Source organism: Rhodococcus sp. KB6, assembly GCF_001445685.1.
In the GTDB taxonomy this organism is placed as follows: Bacteria; Actinomycetota; Actinomycetes; order Mycobacteriales; family Mycobacteriaceae; genus Rhodococcus_F; species Rhodococcus_F qingshengii.
The window spans coordinates 564187-578376 of the sequence record NZ_LNAK01000134.1; the positions used below are offsets into that span (position 1 = coordinate 564187).

The 14190-nt window shown below is 63.4% G+C and carries 12 protein-coding genes; 7 read left to right on the forward strand and 5 right to left on the reverse strand.

Going from position 1 to position 14190, the window contains the following annotated elements; genetic code table 11:
• Genes ASU23_RS22610 through ASU23_RS22620 form a run of 3 tightly spaced genes read left to right on the forward strand, consistent with a single transcriptional unit; the run spans position 1 to position 3463 of the window.
• Positions 1–834 (forward strand): urea amidolyase associated protein UAAP1, encoded by an 834-nt coding sequence (locus ASU23_RS22610; RefSeq protein ID WP_047270362.1) that lies wholly within the window; start codon positions 1–3, stop codon positions 832–834.
• Complete coding sequence (locus ASU23_RS22615; protein ID WP_007728099.1) at positions 831–1484, forward strand: urea amidolyase associated protein UAAP2; 654 nt, start codon at positions 831–833, stop codon at positions 1482–1484. The genes ASU23_RS22610 and ASU23_RS22615 overlap by 4 nt, the downstream gene beginning before the upstream one ends.
• Positions 1481–3463, forward strand: coding sequence for a 5-oxoprolinase/urea amidolyase family protein (locus ASU23_RS22620; protein ID WP_058038740.1), 1983 nt, complete (start codon positions 1481–1483; stop codon positions 3461–3463). Before ASU23_RS22615 ends, ASU23_RS22620 begins: the two co-directional genes overlap by 4 nt.
• 114 nt (positions 3464–3577) lie before the next feature.
• Here the strand turns inward: ASU23_RS22620 and ASU23_RS22625 are convergent, their stop codons facing one another.
• The 4 genes from ASU23_RS22625 to ASU23_RS22640 are packed head-to-tail and all read right to left on the reverse strand — an operon-like array spanning position 3578 to position 7143.
• Positions 3578–4360 carry a Fic family protein gene (locus ASU23_RS22625; RefSeq protein WP_058038741.1) on the reverse strand — a complete coding sequence of 261 codons (783 nt, stop codon included), beginning with the start codon at positions 4358–4360 and terminating at the stop codon, positions 3578–3580.
• Entirely contained in the window at positions 4357–5790 is a 1434-nt protein-coding gene (locus ASU23_RS22630) for a putative nucleotidyltransferase substrate binding domain-containing protein (RefSeq protein WP_231915016.1), read from the reverse strand. The genes ASU23_RS22625 and ASU23_RS22630 overlap by 4 nt, the downstream gene beginning before the upstream one ends.
• Positions 5791–5839: 49 nt before the next feature.
• Positions 5840–6724 (reverse strand): DUF5995 family protein, encoded by an 885-nt coding sequence (locus tag ASU23_RS22635; RefSeq protein ID WP_082661458.1) that lies wholly within the window; start codon positions 6722–6724, stop codon positions 5840–5842.
• A 53-nt stretch (positions 6725–6777) separates the two neighbouring features.
• A complete protein-coding gene (locus tag ASU23_RS22640; protein ID WP_058038743.1) occupies positions 6778–7143 on the reverse strand; it encodes a RidA family protein in 366 nt (121 codons plus the stop codon).
• Positions 7144–7241: 98 nt separating this feature from the next.
• Between ASU23_RS22640 and ASU23_RS22645 the strand changes: the two genes are divergently transcribed.
• Genes ASU23_RS22645 through ASU23_RS22660 form a run of 4 tightly spaced genes read left to right on the forward strand, consistent with a single transcriptional unit; the run spans position 7242 to position 12986 of the window.
• Positions 7242–8279 (forward strand): Rv2578c family radical SAM protein, encoded by a 1038-nt coding sequence (locus ASU23_RS22645; protein WP_058038744.1) that lies wholly within the window; start codon positions 7242–7244, stop codon positions 8277–8279.
• Between the two features lie 37 nt (positions 8280–8316).
• Entirely contained in the window at positions 8317–9741 is a 1425-nt protein-coding gene (locus tag ASU23_RS22650) for a 3' terminal RNA ribose 2'-O-methyltransferase Hen1 (protein ID WP_058038745.1), read from the forward strand.
• Positions 9738–12281 carry a polynucleotide kinase-phosphatase gene (locus ASU23_RS22655; RefSeq protein ID WP_058038746.1) on the forward strand — a complete coding sequence of 848 codons (2544 nt, stop codon included), beginning with the start codon at positions 9738–9740 and terminating at the stop codon, positions 12279–12281. The genes ASU23_RS22650 and ASU23_RS22655 overlap by 4 nt, the downstream gene beginning before the upstream one ends.
• 36 nt (positions 12282–12317) lie before the next feature.
• On the forward strand, positions 12318–12986 hold the full coding sequence (locus ASU23_RS22660; protein ID WP_058038855.1) for a bifunctional 2-polyprenyl-6-hydroxyphenol methylase/3-demethylubiquinol 3-O-methyltransferase UbiG: 669 nt from the start codon (positions 12318–12320) through the stop codon (positions 12984–12986).
• Here the strand turns inward: ASU23_RS22660 and ASU23_RS22665 are convergent.
• Positions 12947–14176 (reverse strand): MFS transporter, encoded by a 1230-nt coding sequence (locus ASU23_RS22665; RefSeq protein ID WP_058038747.1) that lies wholly within the window; start codon positions 14174–14176, stop codon positions 12947–12949. The genes ASU23_RS22660 and ASU23_RS22665 overlap by 40 nt on opposite strands.
• Between the last annotated feature and the right edge of the window lie 14 nt (positions 14177–14190).

Here is a 14190-nt window from a genome sequence, read left to right on the forward strand (position 1 = left end):
ATGAGTACTCAGACCACCGCCGGAGCGCGCGAGCATGCCCGGTCTCAAGCTGGAACGATCACCGATTCCATGCCCGTATTGCCGGCAACGCGTTGGCCGAACCCACCCGAAGACGTCGCTCCCGAACGTCTGACCTGGGCTGAGACCGTGCCGGGTGGGCGGTACACGACCAAGGTTCTCGCACGTGGAACCCGATTGCGACTTCGCGACATCGCTGGCAGCGCCTGCGCAAACATCTTGCTCTATCGCGCCGACGCCCCCTGGGAGCGTCTCAACGTCGCCGATACCGTCAAGGTGCCATGGCAGGCCTATCTCGGCGTCGGGCACCCGTTGCTCTCCGATCAGGGGCGAGTACTTGCGACCGTGGTCGCAGACACGTCGGGTCACCACGACGCGTTCTGCGGAACGACGTCACGCGCCACCAACGAGGCGAAGTACGGGCAGGGTTCGCTGCACAGTGCCTCACCCGCCGGTCGTGAACTGTTCACCGTCGCTGCCGCGAAGAACGGGCTCGGGCCGCAGGACATCGCGCCTCCGTTGTCCTTCTTCCATGGTGTCCGCGTCGAGGCGGACGGCGCTCTCACCAGTACGGGGTCCGCCGGCTCAGGCGCGACGGTCGATCTTCTGATCCACCTGCCGGTCATCGTGATGATCGCCAACACCGCGCACCCACTCGATCCGGCGCCGCAGTTTCCCACCACGTCCCTCGAAGTGCTCGCGTGGAAGGCCGCCGACGAACTCGGCAGCCTTGACGATCTCGGGCCGGAATACCAACGCGCAGTGCTCAATACCGAAGATGCCTGGACGGCTTCGAACTTGGAGGAGATCGCATGACCACCACCTTGGATGTCCCCGCCCTCGTTCCCGGAACGGTGATCCTCGACGAGATTGCTGACGCATTCGGGCCGTGGTCCGCAGTTGTCCGTGCCGGTGACGTTCTGACCATCGTCGATCTACACGGAAATCAAGCCGTCGACACCCTCGTCTACGCCGGTGACGATCACAGCGTTCGGTACTCGGCAGCAGCGACGGTCACAGCCCAGAAGAACCTGTTTCTGTCCACAGGCTCCGTGCTCCGCAGTGACGACGGAACTCCACTCATGACCCTGGTCGCAGACGAGGTCGGAAACCACGACACCGTCGGCGGCGCGTGCTCACAGGAATCGAACACCCTGCGATACGGCCACCACACCAAGCATCAGCACGCGTGCGTCGAGAACTTCCTCGTCGAGGGCGCAAAATGGGGGCTCGGTAAGCGGGACCTGGTGTCCAACATCAACTTCTTCATGAACGTCCCGGTCGACCCCGACGGCACACTCGGAATCGTCGACGGACTGTCGGCACCAGGCAAGCGGCTCGCGTTGCGTGCCGAACGTGACGTGCTCGTCCTCGTGTCCAACTGCCCGCAGATCAACAACCCGTGCAACGGCTTCGATCCCACGGCCGTCCGCATGATCGTCACACGGCCGGGAGCAGACGAATGAACGCAAAACTGACCATCGTGCGTCCCGGAATGCTGACGACGGTTCAGGACTATCCAGGACGCGTCGGATACTGGCAGATCGGAGTCCCACCATCGGGCCCGATGGACGACCTGTCGTTTCGGTTGGGAAACACCGCACTCGGAAACCCCGAAGGCGCCCCCGGCATCGAATGCGCGATGGCCGGACCTGCCATGACGTTCGACGAAGACACCACGGTCTGCATCACAGGTGCCCCGGTGTCGGTGACCGTCGACGGCGTCGTACACGGTCAGTGGCGACCAGTTTTCGTCCCCGCTGGATCGGTGCTCGACGTCGGAACGGTCAGCGGCCCGGGACTGCGCATCTACGTACTCGTACAGGGCGGAATCGAGACCGACGACTATCTCGGCAGTGCGTCGACCTTCACCCTGGGCAGGTTCGGGGGACACGAAGGTAGGACTCTGCGGGCAGGAGACGTTCTCAAACTCGGACAGGCGACCGGGGTCGCGGGAGCTGTTCCCGCCGAGCATGTTCCGGCGATACACACGTGCTGGGAACTTGCGGTGACCGAGGGCCCGCACGGGGCGCCGGAGTTCTTCACCCGCTCCGACATCGACACGCTGTACGCGACCGAGTACGAGGTCCACTTCAACTCCGACCGCACCGGTGTCCGGTTGATAGGTCCGAAACCAGACTGGGCCAGAACCACCGGCGGCGAAGCCGGACTTCACCCTTCGAACATCCACGACAACGCGTATTCGATCGGTGCACTCGACTTCACCGGCGACACGCCCATCCTCCTCGGACCCGACGGACCGAGCCTCGGCGGCTTCGTCTGCCCGATCACGGTGGTGTCCGCTGATCGCTGGAAGCTCGGACAGTTGGCTCCCGGGAACAAGATTCGCTTCGTGCCGGTCCGCGCCGAACGGGCAGCCTCCCGGCGTGACCTCGGAGTATCGCGTCGAGCGTCCAATTCGGTTGTTCATTCCTCCGGTGGTGACGGCGACGACGGCGTCATAGCCCGCCGTGACGGCGACACCGCGGTCACGTACCGGCGCTCAGGCGATGACAACGTGTTGGTCGAATACGGCGACATGAATCTCGACCTGGCGTTACGTGCGCGTGCTCATGCACTGCATCAGCGACTCGACGCCGAGAAGCCGGCCGGACTACTCGATCTCACCCCGGGAATCCGCAGCCTGCAGGTCCGCGTCGACCCGGACGTGCTGCCCGTCGGCAAGCTGATGGGAATGCTCGCCGAGGCGGAGGACACCTTGCCGGCGGCCAACGAACTCGTTGTGCCCAGTCGCACTGTGCGGATGCCACTGTCGTGGGACGACCCGGCTACGCGCGAAGCGATCCAGCGGTACATGCACGGGGTTCGCGCCGACGCGCCGTGGTGCCCGTGGAACATCGAGTTCATCCGCCGGATGAACGGTCTCGAATCCGTGAACGACGTGTTCGACACCGTCTTCGGCGCCGAATACATGGTGCTCGGACTCGGTGACGTCTACCTCGGAGCGCCGGTCGCGACGCCGCTCGATCCGCGTCATCGTCTGGTCACGACCAAGTACAACCCCGCCCGCACCTGGACCCCCGAAAACGCCGTCGGGATCGGTGGGGCGTACCTCTGCATCTACGGCATGGAAGGCCCAGGCGGGTACCAGTTCGTCGGACGTACGACGCAGGTGTGGAATCACCGCCACCCCGCGAAGTCCGGGCCGTTCGAGGAGGGCACTCCGTGGTTGCTGCGATTCTTCGACCGGATCTCCTGGTACCCCGTCGAGCCGGAAGAGTTGATGGATCTGCGCGCGGACACCGCCGCCGGCCGCGGCGGGGGCGTCGAGATCGAGGACGGCAGCTTCTCGCTGGCCGAGCATCAGGAGTTCCTCGCGTCGAACTCGCGCTCGATCGAGGAGTTTCGCGCGATGCAGTCCGTCGCGTTCGGGGCCGAGCGTCAGCGCTGGTCCGACGCAGGGGAGTTCGCGCTGCCCGGTTGATGGTCGAGTGAGCACCCTTTTCCTCAAGTGAGCACCGCTTCCAGAGTGTCGGAAGCGGTGCTCACTCAGTAGTAAAGGTGTTCAGTCCGCCTGGAACGGTTGCAGATGTCTGCGTCAGCGAGTCAGCGCGCGATTGAACAGATCGGTGAACGGGCGAGGTGACGGGGTTCCGGTGGGCCGGAAAGGCGCAGAATCCCTCGACGCGGATACCCACTCGGTTCTGCTCACCCGCGACAAGTCGAGCTGATACCGGGTGTCGGCGGCGAGTCGGTGCAGGAAGAGGGTTCCGGTTCGCCCGTTTCCTTCCCGAAACGGGTGGGCATGATTGAGCGTCGAGTACACCGATGCGAGCGCGAACGACGCAGCGCCGTGATCGAGCGCTACCCAATCGACGGCGGCGATGATCTCTTCGACCTCGGACAGGTAGTTCCGAATCGCCGAGACCGGAGCAAACGTTGCCGCACCTTTCCTGATGTCGACGGTTCTGATGTGTCCGGCCCACTGGTACAGATCTTGGAAAACGTGCTGGTGAAGTAGGAGAAGTTCGGCTGTGTCTCGCGTGTGCGGTACGAGGTCGCTGCCGAGATGCGCCTCACCCAGACGAAGCGCGGTCGCCGCGAACTCGAGTGATTGCAGTGCGGCGGGATCTCGTACGTCGAAATTGTTCGCGAGCACCGATGTACCGCGATAGACGTACGGCGCTGATCTTCGCCAGCGGATCCGCGGGGGAATCGCAGACGAGAGGCCGACGGCTCGCGCCAATTCCTGCTCGAAATACTCACGCCGAGAAAGCATCCCGATCATCACGGCCTCGAGTTCCGCGATCTGTTCATCGCTCGGATCCCAGCCTTCGAGGCGCTCCGCCGCCAGAACCTGTTCGAGCGCAGTGCGATTCACGGATCGATGTCGGGTAGCGCCGACGCGGACGCGGCATATTCGAGTCGTCGTTGCACACCTGCGACCTCGCGCACTGCATTGCTCAGCAAGCTCCGCGAGAGCGGAGTGAGTTCGGAGATCACGACTTCGTCGGTCGGTGGCCGACCTGCCGCGAACTGATCGGTCTGGTGGCGGACACGAATCTGCTGCAACACCTCGAAAGATTCGATCAGTACCTGGGCGTCGTCGTCGAGTAGGAAACCGCTTCCCGCTGCAGCCTTGAGGCGTTCGAGTGTCGAACTCGTGCGGGCGCCCACGGAAATCCCCGCCCAACGAGCGATGTTCACGATCGGTTGGACGGCGCTGGCTTTGAGGTCGACGGTTCCGGTCCGACGCGTCATCACGTCCTTGAACGAATGGAGCTTTGCCTTGTCTCCGACGGCTTCGCGAAGGAGCAGTCGCATGACGGCCGGGTGCAGTCGCAGTTGATCCAACGCCGCAGGGCGAGGATCCAACGCCGGATCGCCCGCGACGACACGGGCATCCGCCAGCATCGACAACATGACCAGGGCCTGGTCCTGGTACGGATTGGATACCCATTTCCGCAGCGCAGTGCGCCATTGTGGGAGCGTCCGAGCGAACCTGGCCTGGGTCGCGACGGCGTTCTTGGTGTCGCGAGGGAACCCGCAGAGATCGAGGATGTCGTGGATCGTCTTCGCGGCGTCGGCTCCCTCGTGATGAGATTCGCCGCCCCACACCAGCGCACTGTCGATATCCGAAGAGGGGAGCGCTTCACGTCTGGCGACGCTGCCGAGCGACAGCCACGCGAAATCCGGTCGCTCGTCTCCGTCCACCACCAATTCGATGGCGCGCCTGACCGTCACGTCGATCAGCACCGCCAGCGTCGCACCGATGTCGAGCGGTGAGACCCGTGACGCCACCAATTCCGTCACCAGAACAGGGACCGCGCGGGCTGTTTCGACGAGGTGGGCGTCATCCTGTGCTGTGGCGAGCGCTGCGCGCAGTTCGAAACCCTGATTGGTGGCCGAAGTCAGGAGGTCGCTGAGTTCGAGCACGCCCATCAGTGCGCCTGCCTCGGTCACGACCGGGAGATGGCGCAATCCGTACTCGAGCATGTCGGTCACGGCGTCGGCGCCCAATCGATCCGGATCGACTGTCACTGCTGACGGCGTCATCACCGTTGATACCGGCTGATTGCTGTCGATACCACCGACTACCACACGAGCACGTAGGTCACCTTCGGTGAAGATTCCGAAACCGGTTGTCTCCGTCGGGATCACAACAGCGCGGCGGCCCGCGTCGGTCATCAACTTCGCGGCCTCGCGGATGGTTGCTCGGCCATCGCAGACAATTGCGGGCCCGCGCAACAGGTCTCGCACCCGGCGCATGGCGGGACTCTGCATGCCTTGCCCCGTCGAGTGCCCCGTCATGGGGTCATTGTCGCAGGTGTGTCCGGTTCAGGCAGCGGAGGGTGAGATGTCACAGACCACCGAGTCGCGAGAGTACGTCGAGAGCGGAATCTGTAGTACGCCAGAGTGCGTCGATCTCCTGTTCTGCGCCCGGACGTGTCTGCGGATTCTGGAGGGCGAATCCGTTGGCCAGCGTGATGGTGTTGTATCCGCTGTCGGCGGCGCGGAGCAACAATTCCGAGGGCTGCGAGTTTCCGGCCAATCGGTCGAGTCCTTCGCCGACGAAGTAGAACCGCCAGAGCGGCCCCAGATCGGCGTCGTACTCGGCCTTGGTGAGGGTCACGATCGAACCACCCTTGACGGCAATGGAATCGACGATCTTGTAAAAATCGGGGACATCCTCCGCAGTGGTTCCGGACGTGGCGACGGCGTGAGCGAGGTCGACGGTGAGATGCGCGTTGTAGCCGGCCATGGCGACCCGTGCTGGACTGGCGTCGCACTGACGTGTCAGGGCGAAGTAGTTGCTCCACGCCGGATCGGTGGGAGTACCGGTGAACTCTGCATGGACGTTCACCAGGTACCTGCGCAGCAATTCGTAGCTGACGGAATGGGCCCACTCGTCATCGGCGAAGGCCGCAGGGTCTCGCTGCAGCGGCATCACCGCCTCGTGCTCGACAGCGTCGAGGCCGATGGAGAACAAGCCTCGCCAATCGTGGTGTGAGACGAGGATCGACGTGATCTCACGATGACGTTCGACAGCGGTCTCGAGCCGAGGCAGTCCGGCACCGTTCAGGGTCGTGACGTCGCTGAGTTCGGCAATCCGGCCCACCTCGGCATTGCTCAACTGGCTGCCGCAAGCCGTCGAAAGACTCTCGCCCGGATCTGCGAGTGCAGAACCGGGCGAGAGGAAAGCGGCGGTGATGCCGAGCGCGAGCGTCAACGGATACAGTCGCATCGGTTTCATCGGCTCAGACTAGGCGCCCATTTCACAAATGTCCGGATTGGCGATCAGCTGAGGACCGCGTCGGCCTCGATCTCGATGAGCAGAGCGGTGTCGATCAGCGAGCTGACCTCGAGGATCGTCGTGGCGGGACGAATCTCGCCGAACACTTCACCGTGCGCGAGAGCGGCCTGCTCCCACTGCGTCATGTCGCGCAGGTACATGCGAGTGCGGATGACGTCGTCGAGCGAGGCGCCGGCCTCGGCCAGTGCTGCCTTGATAGTTTCGAGCGCTGCGCGGGTCTGATCTGTGAGGGTCTCACCAGGAGCGGTGGTGCCGGAGACTGCGATCTGGTTACCGATGCGCACGGCACGGGAGTAACCGATCTTGGGTTCCCATTCGGAACCGGACGAAATATTGATTCTGTTCGACATGCACCGAATTCTGCCAACAACTTCCCGGCCGTGGTGAGGCACGGTCGGGTATTCGCTCCATCTTGACATACCTTAGAACAAGTGTTCGACTTGGGGCCATGAGGTGGTCGGGTCAGGCATTGGATGCAGATGACGGAGCGCTACCCGGACTCGAACGGGCCGGGTTGGTTCGCTCCGTGCAGACTCCCGAGTTCGAGGGAATCACGTTTCACGAGGTGCTCTGCAAGAGCGCGCTCAACAAGATGCCCGAAGAGTCGACGTTGCCGTTCAGCTTCACCGTCAACGCTTTTCGTGGTTGTTCGCACGCATGCCGATATTGTTTCGCGAGACCGAGTCACGAGTATCTCGACCTCGACGCCGGCGCGGATTTCGATTCCCAAGTGGTCGTGAAGACGAACATTGCCGCGGTGCTCCGCAAAGAGTTGGCGCGAAAGTCCTGGAAACGGGAGGCGGTGGCACTGGGTACCAACACCGATCCCTATCAGCGAGCCGAGGGCCGATACCGCTTGATGCCCGGCATTATTCGCGCGTTGACCGAATCCGGAACTCCCTTCTCGATCCTGACGAAGGGAACTCTGCTCCGACGGGACCTGCCGCTGTTGAAAATGGCGGCAGCGCAGGTCGACGTCGGAATCGGTGTGTCGTTGGCGATCAACGACGCTGCACTTCAGAAGCAGATCGAGCCTGGTACCCCGTCGCCGCGGGCGCGTCTCGAGATGATCCGCGCCATCACCGACGCGGGATTCTCGTGCAATGTCATGGTGGCGCCGGTCATTCCGTTCCTCACCGATTCCACCAGTCATCTCGACGGGCTGTTCGAGGCACTGTCCGAAGCCGGTGCGACGAGTGTGACGGTCTTCCCGATGCACCTGCGGGGGAGTACTCGGGGTTGGTTCATGAATTGGCTTGCTCAGGAACATCCGGCGCTCATCCGTCGCTACCGCGAGCTGTACGGGCGGGGCGCGTATGTCACTCCCGAATACAAGCGTTGGCTCGCAAGCCGTGTCGAGCCATTGGTCGAGCGCCATGGGTTGGGTGGTCGTTCGGAGCATCGAGACGTCAGTGCAGCTGGCAGTGAGCCGCGTGAGGCGCCCCGGCAACTGGTGGGTGCGGGAGCAGCTCTCACTTTGTTCTGACGGCCGCGGGCGCGTAAATCGGAGGCGCCCCGGACGTTTGCCGGGCTACATTCGCCTGGTGCTACTCACACTGACGTCCACCCCGACCCCGCAGACTCCTGATGCGACCGCGTTGAGCTACCTGCTGCACAAACATCCCGACCGCGTGCAAAGCTTCGACTTGGCGATCGGCACCGCCACGGTTCTGTACCCGGAGGCCTCGGCCGAAAAGACCACGGTGGCAGTGATTGTGGACGTCGACCCCATCGAACTTGTGCAGAGTAGGTATCGACGCGGCAAGAGTGGCGACAACTTTTCGCTGGGTGAGTATGTCAACGATCGGCCGTATGCGGCGTCGTCCATACTCTCGGTTGCTCTGTCGAAGCTGTTTCGCACCGCGTTGACGGGAACGTGCAAGTCGCACCCGGAACTCGTCGGAACCGAACTCGCGTTGACCGTCTCGATTCCGGTGGTTCCGTGCGGCGGCGATGCGGAATTGCCTCGTCGGTTGTTCGAGCCGCTGGGCTGGGATGTGACCGCGATACCGGTGCAGCTTGATCCGCACCTGCCGACGTGGGGAAACTCCGACTTCGTGTCGTTGACGCTCACCGGGGAACACACGGTGCAGAGTGCCCTTCGGCACCTCTACGTGCTGTTGCCGGTCCTCGACGACGTGAAGCACTACTGGGTGGGACCCGACGAGGCAGACAAGTTGATCCGCGTCGCTGGAGAGTGGTTGGCGTCGCATCCGGATTCCGCGCTGATCATGTCCCGCTACCTGGCGCGTCGACGCGACCTGGTCGAATCGGTAGTCGATCGACTGATTCCCGACCAAGCAGAGGCGCAGATCGAACTACCGCGACCGGATCCGCCGCTGGCACGGCTTCGCGTCGACGCAGTTTTGGCGACGCTTCAGCGACTGCACGTCAGAACGATTGTCGACATCGGTTGCGGCGAAGGCAAACTGATCGAGGCGCTGATGCCGCACGCTCAATTCGACAAACTTGTCGGCGTCGATGTGAGCGCGCGCGAACTGACACGGGCGCAACGCAGATTGAAGTTCACCGAAATGTCCGACGCCCAACGTGAACGTGTGTCTTTGATGCAGTCTTCCGCGACGTACCGCGACGCACGCTTGAAAGGCTTCGACGCAGCCGTGCTGATGGAGGTGGTCGAGCACGTCGACACGGCGCGCCTGCCGGCGCTGGTCAGATCGGTCTTCGTGGACGCAGCACCGCGGTATGTGCTGCTGACTACTCCGAATGCCGACTACAACGTGCTGTATCCGGCATTGGCCGCGGGAGAGTTCAGGCACCCCGATCACAGGTTCGAGTTCTCCCGAACCCAATTCCGCGACTGGGCAACCGAAACGGCCCGAGTCCACGGCTATTGCGTGGAGTTCGAATTTGTCGGAGCAATTGATCCGGTCCTTGGCGGGCCGACACAGATGGCAATCTTCACGAAGGAGGCACGAACGTCATGACGGTGTACGAGATTCCAGATCTCGCCCTGGTAGTACTCATCGGCGTCAGTGGCTCGGGAAAGTCGACCTTCGCGGCGCGTCACTTCGGTGAGTTCGAAACTCTCTCGAGTGACACATTCAGAGGGTGGATCAGTGATGATCCGAACTCACAGGAGTCGACGTCCGATGCTTTCGAAGTGCTGGAGTTCGTTGCGGCCAAGCGTTTGCGACGCGGACGTCTCACGGTGGTCGACGCGACCAACGTCCAGCCCGCCGCGCGCAAGCGACTCGTTGCGTTGGCTCGCGAGCACGACATACTGCCGGTGGCAGTCGTGCTCGATGTTCCGGAATCGGTCTGTTCTGCACGAAACGACGCTCGCTCTGATCGGACGTTCGGACGCGACGTGATTCGCCGTCAGCACCAACAGTTGACTCGCTCGCTCCGCGGGCTGGGTAAGGAAGGTTTCCGTTCGGTTCACATCCTCAGAGGTGAGGACGCGGTTTCCGAAGCCACATTCTTGCGCCACCCGCTCCGCAGCGATCTGCGTGTCGAGCGTGGTCCGTTCGACGTCATCGGTGACATCCACGGATGTCGAAGTGAGCTCGAGACGCTCCTCGTGAAACTCGGCTACACCGTCGACTACGGGACGGACGGCAGAGCTGTCGATGCGGTGCCGCCGGAAGGGCGAACTGCCGTCTTCCTCGGTGACTACGTGGATCGAGGACCGGATTCGGTCGGTGTGCTGCGTCTGGTCATGGGGATGGTCGCGGCGGGACATGCGATAGCGGTTCCGGGTAACCACGAGAACAAACTCGTCAAGGCCTTGCGCGGTAAGAAGGTCACGGCCAGTCACGGACTCGCCGAGACCCTCGAGCAGATGGCCACCGAGTCGGCGGAGTTCCGGGACAGCGTCGTCGACTTCTGTGACGGGCTCGTCGCGCACCTCGTTCTGGACGACGGCAAACTCGTGGTTGCGCACGCCGGTCTCAAGGAGGACTACCACAACAGGGCGTCCGGCCGAGTCCGGAGCTTTGCGCTCTACGGTGAAACTACCGGTGAGACGGACGAATTCGGCTTACCCGTTCGATACCCGTGGGCGCAGGACTACCGAGGATCAGCCATGGTCCTCTACGGTCACACGCCGGTGCACGAGGTGGAATGGATCAACAACACCGCGTGCCTCGACACCGGCTGTGTGTTCGGTGGATCCCTCACGGCTCTTCGATACCCGGAACGAGAGATCGTGTCGGTTCCGGCGGAGCAGGTTTGGTACGAGCCGGTGGTACCGCTGGCACCGCCGACTCGTGATCCGGACGTGCTCGATCTCGCCGACGTCCTCGAAACGACCGGCGTCGACACCGAACTGCGCGGTCGAGTGTCCGTTCGCACCGACAACGCTGCCGGCGCCTTGGAAGTGATGAGCCGATTCGCGGTCGCGCCGCAATGGCTGCGGTACCTACCGCCGACCATGGCGCCCTGCGCGAGCGCCCAATCCGATGACTATCTGGAACACCCGTCGACCGCGTTCGACGCATACCGGGCCGGCGGAATCGGAACAGTGATCTGCGAAGAGAAGCACATGGGTTCGCGGGCAGTGGTGCTCGTGTGCCGTGATCGATCGGTTGCTCAGTCCCGCTTCGATGCACCGGATGCGCTCACCGGGATGGTGCACACCCGCACCGGCCGCCAGTTCTTCGACGACGACCTGACTCAGCAGTTGATCGACGACATCGCCGCCGCAGTCACCTCCGCTGGGTTGTGGGAAGAGCTGGGCACCGACTGGCTGCTCCTCGACTGCGAACTGTTGCCGTGGAACGTCAAAGCGGAAGGTCTGCTGCGCTCGCAGTACGCGTCGGTCGCGGCGGCCGGGCGATCAGACCTCACAGCTCGCGAGGCCGTGCTGGCGCGGGCCGGGTCGCGGGGCCTGGACGTGGCGGAGATGTTCGAACAGACAACTGTTCGGGCCGCCAGTATCGAGCGCTTCGGCGAGGCGTACCGACGGTACGTGTGGCCGACGAACGGACTGGACGGCGTCACCATCGCGCCGTTCCAGATTCTGGCGGCCGAGGGCCAGTCGTACGGGGAACGGGATCACGAATGGCACCTCGGTATTTCGGACCGCCTGGCCGCGGCCGACCCGAGTCGATTTACCACTACACGTCGCCTGGTGGTCGATCTCGGTTCCGAGGACTCGGTGTTCGAAGCGACGAAGTGGTGGGAGTCGCTCACCGGCGACGGTGGTGAGGGGATGGTCGTCAAACCGCTGGCGAATCAGATTCACGGACCGCGGGGGTACAACGCGAAGGTTCAGCCGGGGATCAAGGTCCGCGGCCGGGAGTACCTGCGATTGATCTACGGTGCCGACTACCTCGAACCGTCGACGCTTGCGAGATTGCGTAACCGCAACCTCGGACACAAGCAGTCGATGGCGCTGCGCGAGTACGCGCTCGGCATGGAGGCGGTATCCAGGCTCGTCGACCGTGAACCTTTGTGGCGAGCGCACCAGGCCGTGTTCGCGGTGCTGGCTCTCGAATCGGAGCCGGTCGACCCGCGGTTGTGACGGCCGGTGCGCGGGCTCGGATTGATACCGTCGGGTATGGGTGTGATTGCTCGCTTGGACGGTTTCAATCGACGCCATCCGTGGAGTCACAACGATCACTACGGCCGGTGGGTTCTACGTAATCTGCGCGGGGTCAGGTCCGGTCGCGCTCTCGACGTGGGGAGCGGGACCGGCAATCTGATCGACCTCTTGCGTCGGCGGTTCGACGTGGTGGTCGGTGTGGAACCCGACCTGACAACCTCGGCCGCCGTGCGCGCAAGGTTTGTCGACGACGGGAACGTGATCATCGACGCGCAGCGGATCGAGGACTTTGCATCCGAGGCGAAGTACGACGCGATCACAGTCGTCGCAGCGTTGCATCATCTTCCACTCGAAGAATCGATGAAGCAGCTGAGTAGCCTGCTCGAACCGGGCGGGCGGCTCGTCGTGGTCGGGTGTTTTCGATCGACCACAGCCACCGACGCACTCCTGTCGGTGTTGGCGACCGTGTGCAATCCGGTCGTCGGCGTCGTCAAGCATCGACGGGTTGCCTCCGAGCCACTGAAGGCGATGACAGGTCCCACCGCGGAACCGGGTGAGTCGATGGCTGACGTCCGGCGCGCGGCCGCGTTGTGTCTGCCAGGTAGCCGGATCAGGAGACGACTGTTCTGGCGATACACCCTGATCTACGACGAGAGTCCGGCCGGCGCGTCGGTGGGGGAGTGAGTAGACCGTTCCGGTTCCTGGGGAAACGCGCGTCGGCCGAACCCGACTATCGCCAACGAAGCGATCATCAGAGCGACCCCGATGCCCGCCAGATGTGAGAGCCCGCCACTGTCGACGACGGCCGCACCGAGCAGAGCGCCCGTTGCAATCGCGATCTGGAACACGACAACGTAGATGGCCGAGGCACGGTCGGTCCCGATAGGGACGGCGCGCAGAACCGAGGACTGGAGGCAGATCGGAACGGTGGTGAACGCCGCACCCCACAAGATCGTGGCGACGACAGCGAACGCTCCCATCGACGGCGCCAAGAGCCAGAAGATGGCCAGCGCGCCTGCCACCGTCGCGATCGCGATGAGCGTGAAGAGGCGCGGTCGGCGGTCGTAGTACTTGCCGGCGACCCACACTCCGACGGCGCCGGCGGCGCCGTAGACCAGAAGCATCGCGGTACGGATGCCACCGGACGAGCCGAGGCTTTCCTCCACCAGAAGTGTGAAGAACGTGTACGAAGCGAATTGCCCCAGGGCGGCAAACAGCGTTGCCGCGCAGATGACGGCGAGTGCCCGTTTCATCGCCGGTGTCGGCTTCGGTTTGTCTCGCTTGCTCCGATGGTATTGATCGACCGGCATTTCGGGCAACGCACGATGCAGTGAGAAAGCAATGACCACTGCCACCACACCGATTGCCGCCGATGCGGTCCGCCAACCCCAGGACTGGCCGATCGCCGAAGACAGTGGCCCTCCGAGAACAAAAGCGATAGACGTTCCGGCATACACCATCGCGATGGCCTTGCCCTGTTGTCCGCGCGGAACGAGGGTGGCTGCGACCGGTGCAACGACAGCCCAGAACACTCCGTGCGTCGCAGCGCAGAGCAATCGTCCGATCACCAGCATCGGATAGTTGACGGCCAATGCTGCGACCAGTTGCGACACCGCGAGGGTGGCCACCGTCAGAACGACGACGCGTCGTCGCGGCCAGGTTTTGACCGCTCCGATCAGCGGAAGCGTCAAGACCGCGACACCGTATGCGTAGAAGGTCAGCAGTAGGCCGACACGCCCTTCGGTGACGTCGAGGTCCGTCGAGATTTCGCTGAGCAGTCCGACGGGGAGCATTTCGGCCGTCACGTAGGCGAAGGCTGCTCCGGCCAGTGTCATCAGCCGTAACGTGGTTGCCTTCGGCAGTCGAGCACTCATGTTGTGTAACGATA